The sequence below is a fragment of the Herbaspirillum sp. GCM10030257 genome (assembly GCF_042666555.1).
Classification (GTDB): domain Bacteria; phylum Pseudomonadota; class Gammaproteobacteria; order Burkholderiales; family Burkholderiaceae_D; genus Noviherbaspirillum.
Window position 1 is genome coordinate 64,536 of sequence record NZ_JBHTDH010000004.1, and the last position, 15,215, is coordinate 79,750.

Below are 15,215 nucleotides of genomic sequence, written 5' to 3' on the forward strand. Positions count from 1 at the left end.
CTAGCGCCGCGCATGCGCATTGGCACGATAGCCGGGAAGAAGTCGCTCGATGACGTCGAACACGACTTGCGTCACCAGCGCCAGGGCGGCTGCCGGAAGTGCACCGGCCAGCAGCATGTCGTTGTCATTGATCGCCAGTCCCGTCGCAATGCGTTCACCATATCCACCTGCGCCAATGAAGGCCGCGATGGTGGCCGTGCCCACACTCATTACTGCGGCAGTCTTGATGCCTGCAAGTATGACCGGCAGCGCAAGCGGCAGGTCGATATGGCGCAAGCGAGTGCCGGTCGTCATGCCGAGCGCCTGCGCTGCCATGCGCAAGCCACCCGGCACCTGTTCCATGCCGATGCTGGTATTGCGCACGATAGGCAGCAAGGCGTACAGGAAGAGGGCAATCAATGCCGGCACCATGCCGATGGTTCCCAGTAAGGGGATCAGCATCGCGAGCAGGGCCAGTGACGGCACGGTCTGCAGTACGCCGACGACCGCCATGACAACGTGTCGCAGGCGCGGCATGAAGGCGGCGACGACGCCGAGCGGTACACCAACGACAGTGGCCGCCAGCACCGAGAGCATGACCAGCAGCAGGTGCTCGCGGGTCAGCCGCCAGAGTTGGCCATCGAACAGCCTGGACCATAATCCCGTCGCCGGCTTTGCCCGTCCTGCGGCAGCAGACTGGGTTGCCGGCGCCAAGAAGGCACTGGCGATGGATGCAAAAGACTTGCCGTCCAGTTCAGCCGCTGCATTCATCGTCACCATCTGCGATTCTGAAATCTTGCCCTGCAAACCCTGCAACGCGCGCCATGCTTCGGGGAAGCGCTGTGCGATGTCGCGCCGGTAAAGCAGCAGGGCGTCATAGCGTGGAAAGTATCCGGCATCGTCTTTCAGTACGCGCAAACCATACTGGCGGATCTTGGCATCTGTCGCATAGATGTCGATGACATCGACCTGTCCGGCCGATAAGGCTTCATAGGCGACGCCATGATCAAGGCCGACAGCTTGTTGCGGCAGGCGGTAACGTTTCGCGAGGCCCGGCCAGCCATCCGCGCGACCAATGAACTCGTGCGACAAACCAAAGCGCAGGCCCGGATGCTGTGCGAGTTCACTGAGTGTAGTGAGCCCAGCACCAGCATGGGTAGCACCAGCAGCACTGCTCTCTTTTCCGCGAATGGCAAGCGCATAACTGTTGTTGAAGCCCAGAGGAATGCCGGCAGCGAGACCGAGCGGCGCAAGTTCGCGATTGATGTCTTCCAGCGACACGGCGTTTGTATGCTTCAGTATTTCCTGCGAGATGGTGCCGAGATATTCGGGATAGACATCGATGCTGCCGGACTTGAGCGCTTCAAATACGATCGCCGTATTGCCGAGTCCCTGCTTGTGTTCCACGCTGGCTGACCCTGTGTAAGGTGCCGCTGTCTGCCGAACAACTTCGCCGAGAATGTACGATTCGGTAAACCGCTTGGAGCCGACGCGCAGGGTGTCAGCCGCGTGAGCCTGCGCACCAGCCAGTAAGGCGATTGCACAGGCAGCCCAAGCTTGCCATTGCTTACGCGACAAGATCTGCAACCGTCGCATGCAACATGGGATAGGAAACCGCACCGCGCAGAGCCGATGCTTCAGCAAGCGGGTCTGCGGTACGCCGCACCAGGATCAGCGGAACGCCGCTGATGCCAAGCTGCCGAGCCTGCTCCTCTTCGGCCAGGACTTCGCGGGTGTACTCGTCTTCGTCAAACGCACGCTGGAGTCGCTGCCGATCGAGTCCAATCGAGTCGCCAATATGCAAGAGCACTGCGGTGTCACCGATGTCCATGCCTTCCTCGAAGAACGCCCGGAATAGGGCTGCATGCATGGCGTCGAACCGGCCGACATTGCGTGCATAAGCTACTGCTTCAAATGCCTTGCGGCTGCGCGGTTGTACCGGCGGCAGTCGCAGGTGCATGCCGCGTTCCGCGGCCATCGGATATACCGAACGCGCCCAGATGTCGTGCAGATAGGCGCCGTTGGGATCAAGCGTGGGAACGGGTTCGGGGCGCAGTTCGAACGCATGCCAGCGCACGGTGACGCCTTCGCCGAAATGTTGCTGCAGCTTGATTACCGCAGGCAATTCGAGATAGCAGAATGGACATACATAATCGCTCCAGATGTCGATCAGAACAGGGGAGGCGAAAGCCATGGTTTTCCTTTCTCGGTCACGCTGCCCATATGCGTTCTTTCCATGGGTTTACAGTCGTCGAACCAATCTGTTCGCAGGAACTATTGACCGGGTTTGCCCGGCAGCGTGCACTGCGCATCGCGAAACGGCCCTGCTACCTGTTCCCACCCTTCGCCCGGCGATACCTGCGCACAGGTGTCCGTGCGGGTCACCTTGCTGCGCCATTTGTGCCACGCAGCGGGTGCGCCATGCGTTGTGACAGCGGCACAACCAAGTACGAGCAGAAGCGCTGCTGTGGCAAGCACCGGTCGATTCCCGATCCGCGTGTGTGGCTTGCTGCCCTGTGCACGCATCAGAAACTGCCCATGAAATCACGCTTGCCAACCTCCACGCCATTGTGGCGCAGGATGGCGTAGGCAGTGGTGACATGGAACAGGAACTGAGGCATGGCGTAATGCAGTAGATAAGTTTGGCCGGTAAACTTTCTTTCACGCGGTGTGCCGGGCTGGATCACGATTTCACGTTCTTCGCTGCCGTCGATCTGCGCGGCGGTGACGCCATCGATCAGGGCCAGCGTCTTGTTGATCCGTGCATGCAATTCCTCAAACGTCTGTTCCGTGTCTTCATAGCCGGGAACCGGTACACCCGCCAGACGCGTCGTGGCCGCCTTGGCAAAGTCGCTGGCCAGTTGCACCTGGCGCGTGAACGCAAACATGTCCGGGAAAAGCCGTGCCTGCAATAAGGCGTTCGGATCGATTTTCTTTGCGGCGGCATGCGCTTCGGCCTTGTTGAGAAGCTCATTCAGGCTGGTCAGCAGTTGACGAAAAACGGGAACGGATGCGGCGTACATTGATATTGCCATGAGGCTCTCCTGGAAACTGGTTCGCCGAGTATAGCCCTGCCAGCGCGACACTGCAGGCAATGCGCGGGCTTGATCTGACACAAACGCAGGCCCGTCTGGCGACCTATCGTGAAGCGGGTGCATCTTTGTGATGCGCCATCACCAAGGAGAGCGTCATGAATGAACAGCAAAATACGCAACTGGTCCGTCAGGCTTATGAGTGCTTTCAGGCAGGTGATATTCCAGGCTTGATGGACTTGTGCGCAGAAGATATTGAGTGGAAACTTGACCCCACTGAAGGCGTGCCTTTCACTGGTGCCAGGCGCGGAAAGGGCGCTGTCATGGAATTTTTTAACACCCTGGACCAGTCGCAACATCCGCTGCATTTTGAACCACGCGAGTTTATTGCCCAAGGCGACAAAGTCGTCGCACTGGGACACTATGCGTGGAGCGTCAAGTCCACTGACCGCGTGTTTGAAAGCGACTGGGCGGAAATCTTCACGATCCGCGACGGCAAAATTGCAGCCTTCCGCGAGTTCACCGACACTGCGGCTGGCGCTGCCGCTTACCGGCCGCAGTAAGCCTGCTTGAACCAGCCGGTTGCGGCCGGCGTCCATTGGAATCTGCTTCAAGGCAACACACCATGGATGATTGAGCGAATCATTGCGCGATAGTCAATTTGCTGACCTTTCCGATTGAGAGTAGTCAATCGACAAGATGGCGGGCAACGTATGGTGTCTTTAGCGATTACGTCCTGCCTGGCGACTTGTCGTCATGCTGTCCGCTGGCGGGAATTGATCGAAGGGCAACCTGATCGAAAAGGAGAAGCAAATGGAACTAGTGTGGTTTATTTTGATTGGCCTGATAGCCGGGTGGCTGGCCAGCGCCATTGTCGGTGGCGGCTTTGGTCTGGTCGGCGATATCGTCGTCGGGATTGTCGGTTCTTTCCTTGGGGGCTTTCTGTTCCGTACCCTGGGTGTATCGGCCGGCGGTGGAATGCTGGGCAGCATCATCGTGGCAACGGTAGGTGCCATCGTGCTGATACTGCTGCTACGTCTGGTAAAGCGAGCGTAGTTTGAAGTTGCATGGATCCATGGGACTCTGCTTCGACAGGAAGAATAAAACTGAATCTTTCGCCATGACGAATTGTCTACGATAACTCAACGTTTTATTTTTCGACAACTGTCGAGGTATCCCATGAACAATGACAATGCAACTCCCCCGAAGAAAGCAGAACCAGTCACCGAGGCTGATGCGAAGTCTATTGATGGCAAGTCCGGTCGCAGCAACCAAACCAGCCATGATGAAAAGAGCCATAACAAAGCCGGCTCTGATCAAGGTGCTGGTGGTGGCAAGAAGCAGGAACGCCACCATTGACAGACTTACAGCCAGGCCGGCTTACGGCTTGGCGTTTGTTGTCGCGTAGTACAAGTATGCAAGGCGCCGTAAGGCGCCTTGTGCTTTTCCAGTGCCGCAATTAATCCGATTTCAATTTAGTCGCGCTTGCTGACCTGTCGCAGCAAGGCTTCGGTGACTTCTACAATGGACTTTCCGGCAAACTCGGGTCCCATTGCCTGCGGCAGGTCTCGCGTCGACGCGTCGACGTTTTTTCCTGCCCATTTATCCATCAGACGCGACCACACTGTCGCGGCATCCACCATTCCACTGTTTCTACGATCACGCATAGCACCTCCAAAGAAAGCTTGGTTTCCAAAAATCAATTTTGGTTCTGCCATGCAATAAAATTTTTTTCGGACGACACGCGACAGGCAGGAAGTTGTTTGACATCTAACAGAAAATTAATTGCATCTATTCTCCGTCAAAGACCTCACGCCTCCGTGATCGGCTTTTCGATGCGCTGCCAGTGCTGGGAAGTCTTGTACAGCGCGATATCGGCCTCGTTAATGGTGGTCGCGAGGACTTTCTCCCGGTTTTCTGGCGTGTAATCAATGGTGACTCGACTACCATCCTGAATGCGCATAAGCGTACCATCGCTATCAACGACAACGAAAAGCTTGCCATGATTTTCTGCCAGTTCGCTGAATGCGGTAAGTTCCTCGTCCCCGATGTAGATACCGGGAATACGCACCAGATCTGCATACACCTGGTTCGGTATGGAATACCGGCCGAAGGTCAGATCCTGCACCATGGCGCTGGTCTGCGGCGTTTGCAGCAAGATGGCTGTAATCTGATTCGCGTTGTAGCTCATTTGCCGTGGGATATCATGACGACTGGCGACGACGCCTGCAATGTTCGTTCGCATTTTGGCCACGTCTGCCGCAGAAGCAGCACCCAGCGCATGCAGCAGGCAATCGCCGCCTCCGGGGTTGTCCTGAACACTGAAGGGCAGGTTGCTCAACAGGATAGGCTGCCGCGATGAGACCAGATTAGACTGAAGATGCGACCGGTACACGTCTTTCTGGTTGTTCGATGCATTGATTTGCGAAGCCCCCACTTCCTCGGGCTGAAAATCACCGATTTTAAAAGCATCATGCAAGTGGCTCGACAGCTTTTCGTAGTCCACCTCCCGGTGGACTTGGTCAATTGATGCCTTGAATTTCGCAAAAAGCTCTGGGCTGATCATCTCTTGGGACAACTGAACAGGCCCATCGACGGAACTTGTATCTAAGTCTGGACCGGTCGAGGGATTGATGCGCATGACGTCTGGATATTTTGCGATATGCTCCTTAATGATGTTCCTTAGCACGCCCTTCTCCCCCTCTTTCAAACGGCTTTGGTACTTCATGCCTGCTACTTCGAAAGCAAGTTTTTCCTCTTCTGTGGGCTTGCGTTCAATTGCGAAATATTCTTCTTCTGCAGCATCGTATTCGTTTTTCAATGTGGCGATGACCTGCTGTTCCGCCTCCATCAGCTCCTCGTATTTGAAACTTGGCTCCCTCTTGATTCTCTCCGTCAAGGGCGAATAATCCATCAGGAATTCAATAAAGGCCTCGCGATTTTCAATCCCCGCGATAGCGCGCTTTTCAAATTCCACCATCTTATCTTTGATGGTCTGCGAAACCGTGGCGTCATGTCGCATTCCAGCGATAGGATTCATCAGTCCAAGGCGGCTCGACAACGCAATCTCAACGGCAATGTAGTTCTCGACCTCGACGCCTTTGGCGACTGCTTCTCGAATGTCGGCGGTGACTACCTCGCGAAGCACATCCGTGCGAAAAGTGTCATGTGCAAGCCGCAACAGGGCCTCATGGTCACCCAGTCCATCCTCGCCCTTCATGGCAAACTGGGATAACGTGGCGTTCCATAACTGTCTAAAAATCTGGCGCACATTATTGCTGCAATCTGCCGACGCGAACCGTGCCGTTTCGGCGAAGAGCTGGAGGAACTCGTCCCCACCGTCGGCTAATGCCTTGGCCATCTTTACGGCTTGAAACTGCAGGTATGGCTTGAAATCGGCATTTGCATACTCTGCTGACTGCCGTAATCGCAGGAAACAGGTAAGTATTGGGCCAGCATGTTGATCATTCTCGCCACTCCCAAGTCTCTTGATGAGGCCCGTCCAGTTGACATCAACTTGAGGAAATTTGTCTTGCAATGCGATGTGGTTGAGTTCAATTTGGAATTTCAGAAGTAATAAAACGAGATGCTTTGAGCCTCGCTGTAGTGAGGAGACATTGGGAATCAATTCAGATACGCCGTTGAGGCGCGATGTCAACGGCACGACGATGCGATGAAATCGTTTCGGCATTGTTCCCAGCAACCTCTGCGAATGCTTGGAAGAGAAGGTCGACGGATCGATGGTAGGGTCGTTGAAGAACCGGGTCAATGTGCGATCCTTTGTGCCCAACAGAAGAACAATATTGTTTTTCATTGTGCTGAACGCTGTGATCAGCGCCTGCTGGTTCTTATCTTCCACCTTGTGCCAGTTATCCCCTAGCCTGGACAATTGTCGGTTCAGGGTATAGAGGGCCGTTCCCTGTGTCTGCTTTTCGGTACCGAGATACCCTGATGCCGCAAAGGCTGTCAAAGCAACGCCGACCGGGATGGCGGCGAACGGTCCCACGATTGAGGAGCCCATCAAGGCAAACACGCCAAGTGTCGAGCTTGCAACGCCTGTGACGAAGGCGCTGGTTCCAATTGCTGTATTGACTGCACGTTGGCTGTATCGGGAGCTCAGTTTCGTTACCACGTTCATCAGGTGCGCTGTCACTTCGGCAACCGCGTCCGACGGCAGGCGATCAAGAGCCGTTTCCAGAACGCGCAAGCCACGGCGCTGCGCATTGCGTTCTACGATAGGATGATGTTCCAGATGCGGCAAGACGTCGATGAGTTTATTGAGCAGGTCGATATGATGGCGGCCTGAAGTCGAGATGGCTAAAGGGAATGCCTTTTGAAATGTTTCCAAAGCCATTTTCTGGGCCGAGCATCGCTGAGCGGGGTCCAACGACGAGCCACGCAGCAATTCCCGGATTTCGCTCGCGAAATGCAATCCCCCCAAGCGGTCTGATGTCAAAAAATTCCTTGCTCGTTCCGTAAGCTCGGCTCGAAGCTGTTCGTGGTCCGGGCTGGAGGATGCGTCGGCATTTACAAAAGCCAGACATTTTTCCACGAAAGTCTGGATAAGCGGTGCACGCGCGGCGTCGTCGGCATCCAGCGGACACCGTTGTATACCGGAAAACAATTCATCTGGTAGACGCGACGACAGCCTCGCGCCAAAGAAGGACTTGTCGAGCAAAGCCTTGAGCTCTCGCGCAACCTTCTGAGCATCGGCCCCGCCAGCAAGTACCTGCTGGAGCTGCGTATCAAAAGCAAGAATCTCTTGTCGATCATGCTCGCTGATATGCTTGTGATTTTTATGCGTGAAGCGCGTTTGGCGATTGTCTGTGTCTCGCAACTGAGGACTTGGGGTTGTTGTCAGCGCTTGCGAATTGGGTGGGCTATCCTGATTGCCGCCAGCTCGATGAGCTGAAGTCGACAATGCGGGTGAGACGAGCCCTAAGCGATGCAAAGCCATATGGTGACCTCAAGGAATGTATGCAAAAGATGATGTGGACAAGTATTTAAAAAGATAAATGTCACCTATGTGGCTTCCCTAATGCGAAGAGTTCCATGCGAACCAGATTTCACTGTGACGAAAGGCGCTCTAATTGCATCAGCCAACATGGAATACTCCCCGCGCTTTCCCATGAACGTGGGAGATACAAGAAATTTGTCTTAAGGTAACCTATGCGCGCTTTTTTACGTCCCGGGAAATCGCATGTCCAACGCCTTACGCTGTATCGCTGCGCTGCTTGCCACGCTCTTGCTGTGTGCCGGATGCGCTTCGGTAAGAATGGCCAGCTCCGAGCGGGATGCGGACGCCAAGGCATTCCGGATCGATGGCAAAAAAGCCACTATCTACGTCTACCGCCATGAGACCAAGGGTGCAGCGAGTACGCTACCGGTTATCATGGATGGCAGGAAAATCGGGGACACGGCGGTCAAGACGTTTATACGCCTGGAAGTCACTCCGGGCGAGCATACCCTGGTGTCGCGCGCTGAAAACGATGCCGTCCTGTCGGTGAGGGCCGATGCGGGAAAACACTATTTCATCTGGCAGCAGGTCCACGCTGGCATGTCCGCACCGCGTTCGATGCTATCGCTGGTCGATGAAGCAACCGGCATGAAAGCCGTGCAGGAATGCGCGCTGATCGAACAATGGTTCTGACTGCCTTGCAAGGCTGCCAGTGAACAACCGGATAACAATTTATAAGAAGCAGGGAGAATTCATGTCAGTATCTAGAAGCACAACGCTCGCCCTTTGCTTGGGTATCGCCAGCATTGCAGCCAACGCACAATCGCGCGGCCCCGTTGCCCAGTACTGGGTCGATCTCGCAACCACCAGCTTCTCGATCCCCGGCATGCCGGAAGAAGGAAGCATAGGTGGCATGGGTGGCGGGCTGTTAGGCAGTCTCATGGGTAATGCCGGCAGCACGATGCCGGGCGGCGGTAACCGCAGCAAGACGCTCGATGCCGAACTGTTCGTTCGCGCAAAGCCGGCGGGTGTGGAAGGGACGCATGCAATCCCTGCCGGCATGAACATGGGGCCGTCGCTACTCCTGACGCCTTACCGTCCCCAGCAGGGAAGCCGTGATACGACGCGCGAAGACAGGCCGGACACGATCGAAAAACCCAAGGGCCGTATTCTGATCTATTGGGGTTGCGGCGACAGTATTCGTCCTGGCCAGCCCAAGGTGTTCGATTTCAGCAAGCAGCAACACATGAGCGACTACGCCCAGTTTTTTGGCAGCCATGCGGGTGCCAGCGCCAGCCGGGGTGTGGAAAATCGCCCCGGTCATGCCCTGTGGCCCAACGAAAAGGATCCGAAACGGGTACCGGACAATGCTTCACTGCAGGGTGAGCAGGTGATCAGCGGCGACGGCGTGCCGGCCAGCCTGAAATTCAATGTCGGTGCCGAACATGACTTCCTGCCTAAAGTGCAGATGAGCACACGCGGTATGCCAAAAGATGGCGTTCGGGTAAGCTGGAACACGATGCAAAACGCCAAAGCGTACTTTTTACTGGCACAAGGTGCGGCAAGCGGCCCGGACGGCGCGAAAGACATGGTTTTCTGGACTTCCAGCGAGAAGCCCGACAATGGCGCAGCGCTGATGAACTACCAGTCGCCGGCACACATTACTAAACTGCTGCAGCAGAAAATCGTGCTGCAGCCATCAACCGCTGATTGCACGGTACCGAAGGGCATCTTCGACAAGGCCGAAGGCGCGATGGTGAACATGATCGCCTATGGTCCGGAACTCAATGTGTCTTATCCGCAGCGTCCGGCCAAGGCACCGGCTGACTGGCAACCGGAATGGACCGCGCGGGTCAGGATAAAGTCCACCGGCATGGCGATGCTGGGAATCGAAGACAGTGCGAGTGCGCAGCGTGGCGGCAACTTTAGTAACAATGGCAGCAGCAATCAAGGCTACGAAAGCGACCAGACGCGCGACGCTTCGCCCGGCATCCCGGTTCCTGACGTGCCGAATCCGATGAAGCTGCTTCGCGGACTGTTCGGCAGCTGACCTACGGTTCGCGCGACCGGCTCAGCCAGTATGGCCTGGGTATTAGCCCACACTGGCATTCAATCCGACAACGGTCAAACCATCCCGTGCTTTTGGCGGGAGTCAATCAGGTCATTCGGTGTCAAACCGGATTATTTCCCTGAGTGACTCCCGCGGATGAACAAAACCCTTCTGCCTGTGCCAGCCCTTATGCTGGCCGCATCCCTGACGTACGGGCCTGCCTACGCGGATTCGCTACCCAAATGGGAGATCGGCGCCGGATTCGGCACCCTCAGCGTTCCCGATTATCGTGGTGCCGACACCCGTTCCAGCTATGTTTTTCCGACTCCGTACTTTGTGTATCGCGGCGACATCCTGCATGCTGATCGCAGCGGCATGCGGGCATCTCTGTTCGAAAACGACCGGGTGGAAATCAACCTCAGCCTGAACGCTTCGCTGCCGGGGCGCAGCAAGGACAATGCCTTGCGGCGGGGCATGGAAGATTTGCGTCCCGTCCTGGAGTTTGGCCCGACGGCCGACCTCAGACTATGGAATTCGGCAGACGATCGGGTACGTGTTGCATTCCGCTTGCCGGTACGCGCCGGTGTCACCATCGAGTCATCGCCGCGCCACATCGGCTGGTTGTTCTCGCCAAACCTGCTGCTGCAACTGCAGGACCCGGCAGGCTTGCGTGGCTGGAAACTGGGCGTGCAGGGCGGACCGCTGTACGCTACGCGCGATTACAACGGTTACCTGTATTCGGTCCGCGCAGCCGATGCCTTACCCGGTCGTCCGGCCTACGCGGCACCCGGCGGCTACGCCGGCACACAACTGACGACTACCCTGTCACGGCGTTTCAGCCGGTACTGGGTCGGTGCTTTCCTGCGTTACGATCATCTGGGTGGCGCAGTATTTGAGGATAGTCCATTGATGCAGCGAAATAGTGCCGTCACCGGAGGACTGGCCGTCTCATGGGTGTTCGGCACCTCGTCCGAGAGGGTGGAGGCGGAAGATTAGCGAATTAACCAGATCAGTTCGATGGTCGCGTACTGCGCGCTGCCAGGTTCTCTTAGCCGGCCAGGAGCAGGAGCCATTCGGCAAGGTGCGACTATGAAAACGCAACCAGTACGCCGGCACCCATCATGATGGCGCCGGCAACGCGGTCGACCATGGCCTTCTGCGCCGACGATGTCAGACACCTGCGCGCGGTTTCCGCTGCCATGCCGTAAGAGATCGCCACTGCCGACATGACGCTGACGATAATCAGGCAAAGTACCGCATAGCTGCTCATGCTCAGTCCACGCAGGTCAATCACGGTCGGCAGCAGGGCGATGTAGAACATCACCGCCATTGGATTGGACAGGGTCATCGCCAGACCGAGGCCGGCATCCGCGACACGGCCGGATTTCGCGTTCGCATTGGGTTCGAGTACCCGTCCCGCATTTCTCCAGCGCCGTATGCCCAGCCAGAACAGATACACGGCACCCAGGATTTTCAGAAGCAGGAAGAAAGGGCCGGGTAGCGTCGCGAGCGCACCCAGACCGATGGCCGCCGCAGTCATCAGCAACAGTTTGCCGCTGACAATGCCAACCGCCAGAGGGAAGCTGGACCTCATGCCGCCGGAGAGTGCGCGCCCCAGCAGGGCGGCGACTTCCGGCCCCGGCGCTGCGGCCGAGGCGGCGAACGCCAGTGCAAAGACCAGATAGTCGTTCATGGCATCGCCATCGGTGACGTGCTCATGCGTTCGTTGGGGGTCAAGTGCTCCAGTCCGCCGTCGCCATAGGATTGGACCACCTCCGAAATCACAACATGAAATTGGCCATACCAGTGCTGGTACTCGCGTTTTGCTTCCAGGTGCTTGGGATGGGAGGAGAAGCGTTTCAGCGCTTCCATGCTGTCCCAGTAGTAGGTGGCGTTGAGTAGTTGGCCATCGGCGGACTGCCAGGATTCTTCACCGAGAAACCCGCCCGTTGCGCGTGCGGCTTCGCTGATCAGTGCATTGAGGCGATCGAACTCTGCGTCGCGTTTTCCCGGTTTAAAAATAAAAGCGGCAGTCAACATGCCCATCTCCCCGAATGGTGAAGGACTACCTTAGCGTGCAACATCCGGTATGCCCCGGTACAGTCCATGAAATAAATTCACGACGTGGCATGTCCGGGGCACCGGTACAGTTCCGCGGGCGAGTCCAGGGAAGGAGCGACCGTTGCCGCTGTGGTGCTTACTCCCCCTTACTTGCTGCGGTCGCCGCCACCCATATAGCGCGGGTCCGGCGCGACATAGGCGGTAACGGTGTGATCAAGCAGTCCGGGTGGTGCGACACGATTCAATTCGAACGACGACATGCCGATCGGCAGCAAAAAATTCCAGGTGAAGGTTTTCTCACCAACAACGAATTTCACGATATCGCCGCCGGTAACATTAACGTACCGAGTGCCCGGCGTGATTGCGATGGTGCGCGTTGCCGCAGTGTCCGGCGCGGACATGCCCAGCAGATCGATACGCGGCTCGGCAGCGTAGGACGGCAAGGCTGCCGTCAATACGGCGGCAAATACTGGGGAAAGTAGAAGCGAGGTTTTCATGGCATTGGATGAAGACTCTTGAGAAACGCGCGGGCATTAAAGAGTAATAGACTGCAGGCGATCCACAAAAATTCAAACGCCGCAAGCCGTGGATGTTGGCCGTTGATACGCCGATACGCTGGGGCGACGACAAGCGAGTCGGATGGGATCTTGCGCGGTAGATCTATCAAGTCGGGGTTGCGTTGACTGGTTGCGGTCGTGCTGACTTGGACTGCGCATGCAGCGCGCAATTGACTATTTTCTAGTGATTAATCGCTCTCAGCGTATCGGCGCTTGCTTGTTATGCGTCTGCCTGAGATCCTTCAGAGGATAGCGTGTACCGCGCCAGTCTATTCCCTGCCGTGCCAGTGCCAGGACACTGCCGCGCCACCAGATGGCCAGTTCGACAAGCGGTGCCACCGGCGCAAAGAAGAGGCAGCGGTAGCTCCAGCCGCGCGCATGCAGCAGGTCCGCATACAGTGCCAGGCCGATCATAATGATCGCTGTATTCAGCCACCACGTGATGCCAGTAGTGACAAACAATGCGATCCATGGCCACACACGCAGGGTAATCATCAATAGCGTCACGGCGACCAGCTGGCTCAATCGATAATCGAAGGCTGAAAAGATATTTTTTTCCATTCCCCGTGCCATCTCCTGCGTGCTGCGGTACCACTCGATGGTCACCATCTCGGTGCCGAACAATACATGCTGGCGATAGCCATGCTCCTTGATTCGCTTTCCGAGCACCATGTCATCAAGCACCGCGAGAGGCATCGCCGCATGTCCGCCGACATCCAGATAGGCGCGGCGACGCAGCAGGTTGAACCCGCCGACGCCGACATAATGACTGGGCGATTCATTCACCTTCCAAGGTTTAAATCGCGACATGAAGCCGGTGGCAAAACTGAGGATCATGATGCGCAGCAGCTGCGTGCGCGCAACCAGGTCAAAGAACAGCGTGAGGTGATCGACACGATACTGTTCGCAATAGCCGATAGCGCGCCGCAGCGCACTTTTTTCGAACACCGCATCGGCATCGGTGAACAACAGGTAGTCGCCCTGAGCGTAATTAGCGCCTTGCTGCAATGCATGGTTCTTCCCAAGCCATCCATGCGGCAGATGGGTCAGATGTACAACCCGCAAGCCGGGATGCTCATCAGCGATTTGGTCGAGGATCGCAGCGGTTGCATCGGTCGAGCGATCGTCAATCGCAATGACTTCGAGATTGGGGTAATCGATGCGCAGCAGGGAGCGCAACGCCGGTTCGATCGTATCGGCTTCATTGAGTGCCGACACAATGATCGACACACGCGGCAGTGCCTCGCTGTCAGCGGGCGGCATGTCTTTCAAGTGAGCGATCCGTCTCCAGCCGCTGCCAACTTCAATGCAGACGGCAGCCACGACGATAAGAGAGACGATAGCAAGCCACAACGGCAGGTTGGAGAGGATCACGTTAAATCTTTGTGTTGACCTTTAGGCAGTCTGGACAGTCTGGGCAGCACGGCCCGGCATCTCGGCCCACCATCAAGGCGCCGGGATGCCGGGCAACTTAGCCTTTGAAGGTGCAGATGGGAGTCGCCGGCTAAGTGTTAAGTGCTAAGTCTAAATCTGCGCGGCTCCGATCTTACAGACACGCTGCGTTAGCGCGAACCGCCGCTGCTGGTAGTTGTTTCGCGTCCTGTCTGTGTGGCGCTTGGCGTCGATTTTGTTGTGGACTGGAAAGCGGCAAGCTGGTCCCGGATCTGTTGCTGGGCGCTCGGTGCGTTCAGGTCCGGCCATTTGTTTTTCGGGAAGCCTTTTGCGGTCTCGATTTTCGGTCTGTCGATATTGATGTAGGCATCGAGATCAGGTCGGCTTGGAAAGGTAAATGAGGCAAAGGGCAGGGCTACCAGTTTTTCTTCGGTGCTCCATGCCTTGTCAGCTTGCATCACCAGATACGATCCGGCATTACCCAAATTGACAACCACGTCGGCAATCTTTCCCGCATCATGCGCGGCGCGGTCGTTGATTTCTTTGCCGATCAGGTCGCTGGCGGACATCATGCGTGCACCGGCAGGGGCGTGACGAACCGTTTCTTCCTTGAAAAAGTAGCGGTCAACTTCGCTGCGGTAACTGTCCCGGCTAAAATTGGCGGCCTGCTTTTTATCGAAGGCCGGCGCATTTTTCAATTGTTCCTTGGTGACATTAAGAATGGGTGCCTCCTTCGCGCCGCGTACCTGAATGCTGTTTGCGGGGACGGGCACTTGCTTGTCCCCAATGCCGAGTGCACCGCCAACCGATAGCACCACATACATTGCGCGCTCATTGTCGATGTCGAGCACGATGTCCTCAATCTTGCCAAGCTTCTCGCCTTGCGCATTCTCTACCTGCTTGCCGATCAGTTCGCTGGCGCGCATATCGCGCGACGCGCTCTGCCCGTAGGAAGAACGGGCGGCAGGGGCGGCCGCAGGAGCAGCGTTACCTTGCGCCATGACCGGCAATGCAGTTGCGGCAGTCAGGGTGAGAACGGCAATCGACCCCGCCAGTTTTTTTCCATTGTTCAATTTCATTATCAGACTCCTCGTGGCTTACATAAAGAAGTTATGTGCTTGAGAGGAGAATGAGCAAAATTTGCGCCTGCCCGAGCGCAGTCGTGCGAGGGTTGGAAAAAGAAAGAG

The 15,215-nt window shown here is 56.6% G+C and carries 17 protein-coding genes; 6 read left to right on the forward strand and 11 right to left on the reverse strand.

The window, feature by feature from the left end:
• The 4 genes from ACFQUU_RS07220 to ACFQUU_RS07235 form a co-directional block, all read right to left on the reverse strand.
• Window positions 1–1,575, reverse strand: coding sequence for a glycine betaine ABC transporter substrate-binding protein (locus ACFQUU_RS07220; protein WP_382244793.1), 1,575 nt, complete (start codon window positions 1,573–1,575; stop codon window positions 1–3).
• Window positions 1,547–2,173 carry a DsbA family protein gene (locus ACFQUU_RS07225; protein ID WP_382244796.1) on the reverse strand — a complete coding sequence of 209 codons (627 nt, stop codon included), beginning with the start codon at window positions 2,171–2,173 and terminating at the stop codon, window positions 1,547–1,549. Before ACFQUU_RS07225 ends, ACFQUU_RS07220 begins: the two co-directional genes overlap by 29 nt.
• An 80-nt stretch (window positions 2,174–2,253) precedes the next feature.
• Window positions 2,254–2,505, reverse strand: a complete 252-nt coding sequence (locus tag ACFQUU_RS07230; RefSeq protein ID WP_382244800.1) for a hypothetical protein — start codon at window positions 2,503–2,505, stop codon at window positions 2,254–2,256.
• Window positions 2,505–3,014: a DUF1993 family protein gene (locus tag ACFQUU_RS07235; protein WP_382244803.1), complete on the reverse strand. Its 510-nt coding sequence runs from the start codon at window positions 3,012–3,014 to the stop codon at window positions 2,505–2,507. The genes ACFQUU_RS07230 and ACFQUU_RS07235 overlap by 1 nt, the downstream gene beginning before the upstream one ends.
• Before the next feature lie 155 nt (window positions 3,015–3,169).
• Between ACFQUU_RS07235 and ACFQUU_RS07240 the strand changes: the two genes are divergently transcribed.
• The 3 genes from ACFQUU_RS07240 to ACFQUU_RS07250 all read left to right on the forward strand — a co-directional run bounded on the left by ACFQUU_RS07240 (window position 3,170) and on the right by ACFQUU_RS07250 (window position 4,370).
• Window positions 3,170–3,574: a nuclear transport factor 2 family protein gene (locus ACFQUU_RS07240; RefSeq protein ID WP_382244806.1), complete on the forward strand. Its 405-nt coding sequence runs from the start codon at window positions 3,170–3,172 to the stop codon at window positions 3,572–3,574.
• Between the two features lie 250 nt (window positions 3,575–3,824).
• Entirely contained in the window at window positions 3,825–4,067 is a 243-nt protein-coding gene (locus ACFQUU_RS07245) for a GlsB/YeaQ/YmgE family stress response membrane protein (RefSeq protein WP_382244808.1), read from the forward strand.
• A 123-nt stretch (window positions 4,068–4,190) separates the two neighbouring features.
• A complete protein-coding gene (locus ACFQUU_RS07250; RefSeq protein WP_382244811.1) occupies window positions 4,191–4,370 on the forward strand; it encodes a hypothetical protein in 180 nt (59 codons plus the stop codon).
• 116 nt (window positions 4,371–4,486) lie between these two features.
• On the opposite strand, the gene ACFQUU_RS07255 is transcribed toward ACFQUU_RS07250, so the two are convergent.
• Complete coding sequence (locus ACFQUU_RS07255; protein ID WP_382244814.1) at window positions 4,487–4,678, reverse strand: hypothetical protein; 192 nt, start codon at window positions 4,676–4,678, stop codon at window positions 4,487–4,489.
• A 143-nt stretch (window positions 4,679–4,821) separates the two neighbouring features.
• Window positions 4,822–7,968 (reverse strand): NEL-type E3 ubiquitin ligase domain-containing protein, encoded by a 3,147-nt coding sequence (locus ACFQUU_RS07260; protein WP_382244817.1) that lies wholly within the window; start codon window positions 7,966–7,968, stop codon window positions 4,822–4,824.
• A 243-nt stretch (window positions 7,969–8,211) separates the two neighbouring features.
• Here ACFQUU_RS07260 and ACFQUU_RS07265 point away from each other — a divergent pair, with 243 nt between their 5' ends.
• The 3 genes from ACFQUU_RS07265 to ACFQUU_RS07275 all read left to right on the forward strand — a co-directional run bounded on the left by ACFQUU_RS07265 (window position 8,212) and on the right by ACFQUU_RS07275 (window position 11,014).
• A complete protein-coding gene (locus ACFQUU_RS07265; protein WP_382244820.1) occupies window positions 8,212–8,661 on the forward strand; it encodes a DUF2846 domain-containing protein in 450 nt (149 codons plus the stop codon).
• Between the two features lie 61 nt (window positions 8,662–8,722).
• Window positions 8,723–10,018 (forward strand): hypothetical protein, encoded by a 1,296-nt coding sequence (locus ACFQUU_RS07270; protein ID WP_382244823.1) that lies wholly within the window; start codon window positions 8,723–8,725, stop codon window positions 10,016–10,018.
• Window positions 10,019–10,174: 156 nt separating this feature from the next.
• Window positions 10,175–11,014 (forward strand): MipA/OmpV family protein, encoded by an 840-nt coding sequence (locus ACFQUU_RS07275; protein WP_382244826.1) that lies wholly within the window; start codon window positions 10,175–10,177, stop codon window positions 11,012–11,014.
• Between the two features lie 91 nt (window positions 11,015–11,105).
• On the opposite strand, the gene ACFQUU_RS07280 is transcribed toward ACFQUU_RS07275, so the two are convergent.
• The 5 genes from ACFQUU_RS07280 to ACFQUU_RS07300 form a co-directional block, all read right to left on the reverse strand.
• Window positions 11,106–11,711, reverse strand: coding sequence for a LysE family translocator (locus ACFQUU_RS07280; RefSeq protein ID WP_382244829.1), 606 nt, complete (start codon window positions 11,709–11,711; stop codon window positions 11,106–11,108).
• A complete protein-coding gene (locus tag ACFQUU_RS07285) occupies window positions 11,708–12,058 on the reverse strand; it encodes an antibiotic biosynthesis monooxygenase family protein (RefSeq protein ID WP_382244832.1) in 351 nt (116 codons plus the stop codon). The genes ACFQUU_RS07280 and ACFQUU_RS07285 overlap by 4 nt, the downstream gene beginning before the upstream one ends.
• A gap of 167 nt (window positions 12,059–12,225) precedes the next feature.
• Complete coding sequence (locus tag ACFQUU_RS07290) at window positions 12,226–12,576, reverse strand: CzcE family metal-binding protein (RefSeq protein ID WP_382244835.1); 351 nt, start codon at window positions 12,574–12,576, stop codon at window positions 12,226–12,228.
• 258 nt (window positions 12,577–12,834) lie between these two features.
• Window positions 12,835–14,010, reverse strand: coding sequence for a glycosyltransferase (locus ACFQUU_RS07295; RefSeq protein ID WP_382244838.1), 1,176 nt, complete (start codon window positions 14,008–14,010; stop codon window positions 12,835–12,837).
• 188 nt (window positions 14,011–14,198) lie between these two features.
• Window positions 14,199–15,107 (reverse strand): PRC-barrel domain-containing protein, encoded by a 909-nt coding sequence (locus ACFQUU_RS07300; protein ID WP_382244841.1) that lies wholly within the window; start codon window positions 15,105–15,107, stop codon window positions 14,199–14,201.
• Window positions 15,108–15,215 lie beyond the last annotated feature (108 nt).

Excerpts from the sequence above, each read along its gene's own strand:
- ACFQUU_RS07220 (WP_382244793.1), bottom strand. The coding sequence starts at position 1,575 with ATGCGACGGTTGCAGATCTTGTCGCGTAAGCAATGGCAAGCTTGGGCT.
- ACFQUU_RS07225 (WP_382244796.1), bottom strand. The coding sequence starts at position 2,173 with ATGGCTTTCGCCTCCCCTGTTCTGATCGACATCTGGAGCGATTATGTA.
- ACFQUU_RS07230 (WP_382244800.1), bottom strand. The coding sequence starts at position 2,505 with ATGCGTGCACAGGGCAGCAAGCCACACACGCGGATCGGGAATCGACCG.
- ACFQUU_RS07235 (WP_382244803.1), bottom strand. The coding sequence starts at position 3,014 with ATGGCAATATCAATGTACGCCGCATCCGTTCCCGTTTTTCGTCAACTG.
- ACFQUU_RS07240 (WP_382244806.1), top strand. The coding sequence starts at position 3,170 with ATGAATGAACAGCAAAATACGCAACTGGTCCGTCAGGCTTATGAGTGC.
- ACFQUU_RS07245 (WP_382244808.1), top strand. The coding sequence starts at position 3,825 with ATGGAACTAGTGTGGTTTATTTTGATTGGCCTGATAGCCGGGTGGCTG.
- ACFQUU_RS07250 (WP_382244811.1), top strand. The coding sequence starts at position 4,191 with ATGAACAATGACAATGCAACTCCCCCGAAGAAAGCAGAACCAGTCACC.
- ACFQUU_RS07255 (WP_382244814.1), bottom strand. The coding sequence starts at position 4,678 with ATGCGTGATCGTAGAAACAGTGGAATGGTGGATGCCGCGACAGTGTGG.
- ACFQUU_RS07260 (WP_382244817.1), bottom strand. The coding sequence starts at position 7,968 with ATGGCTTTGCATCGCTTAGGGCTCGTCTCACCCGCATTGTCGACTTCA.
- ACFQUU_RS07265 (WP_382244820.1), top strand. The coding sequence starts at position 8,212 with ATGTCCAACGCCTTACGCTGTATCGCTGCGCTGCTTGCCACGCTCTTG.
- ACFQUU_RS07270 (WP_382244823.1), top strand. The coding sequence starts at position 8,723 with ATGTCAGTATCTAGAAGCACAACGCTCGCCCTTTGCTTGGGTATCGCC.
- ACFQUU_RS07275 (WP_382244826.1), top strand. The coding sequence starts at position 10,175 with ATGAACAAAACCCTTCTGCCTGTGCCAGCCCTTATGCTGGCCGCATCC.
- ACFQUU_RS07280 (WP_382244829.1), bottom strand. The coding sequence starts at position 11,711 with ATGAACGACTATCTGGTCTTTGCACTGGCGTTCGCCGCCTCGGCCGCA.
- ACFQUU_RS07285 (WP_382244832.1), bottom strand. The coding sequence starts at position 12,058 with ATGTTGACTGCCGCTTTTATTTTTAAACCGGGAAAACGCGACGCAGAG.
- ACFQUU_RS07290 (WP_382244835.1), bottom strand. The coding sequence starts at position 12,576 with ATGAAAACCTCGCTTCTACTTTCCCCAGTATTTGCCGCCGTATTGACG.
- ACFQUU_RS07300 (WP_382244841.1), bottom strand. The coding sequence starts at position 15,107 with ATGAAATTGAACAATGGAAAAAAACTGGCGGGGTCGATTGCCGTTCTC.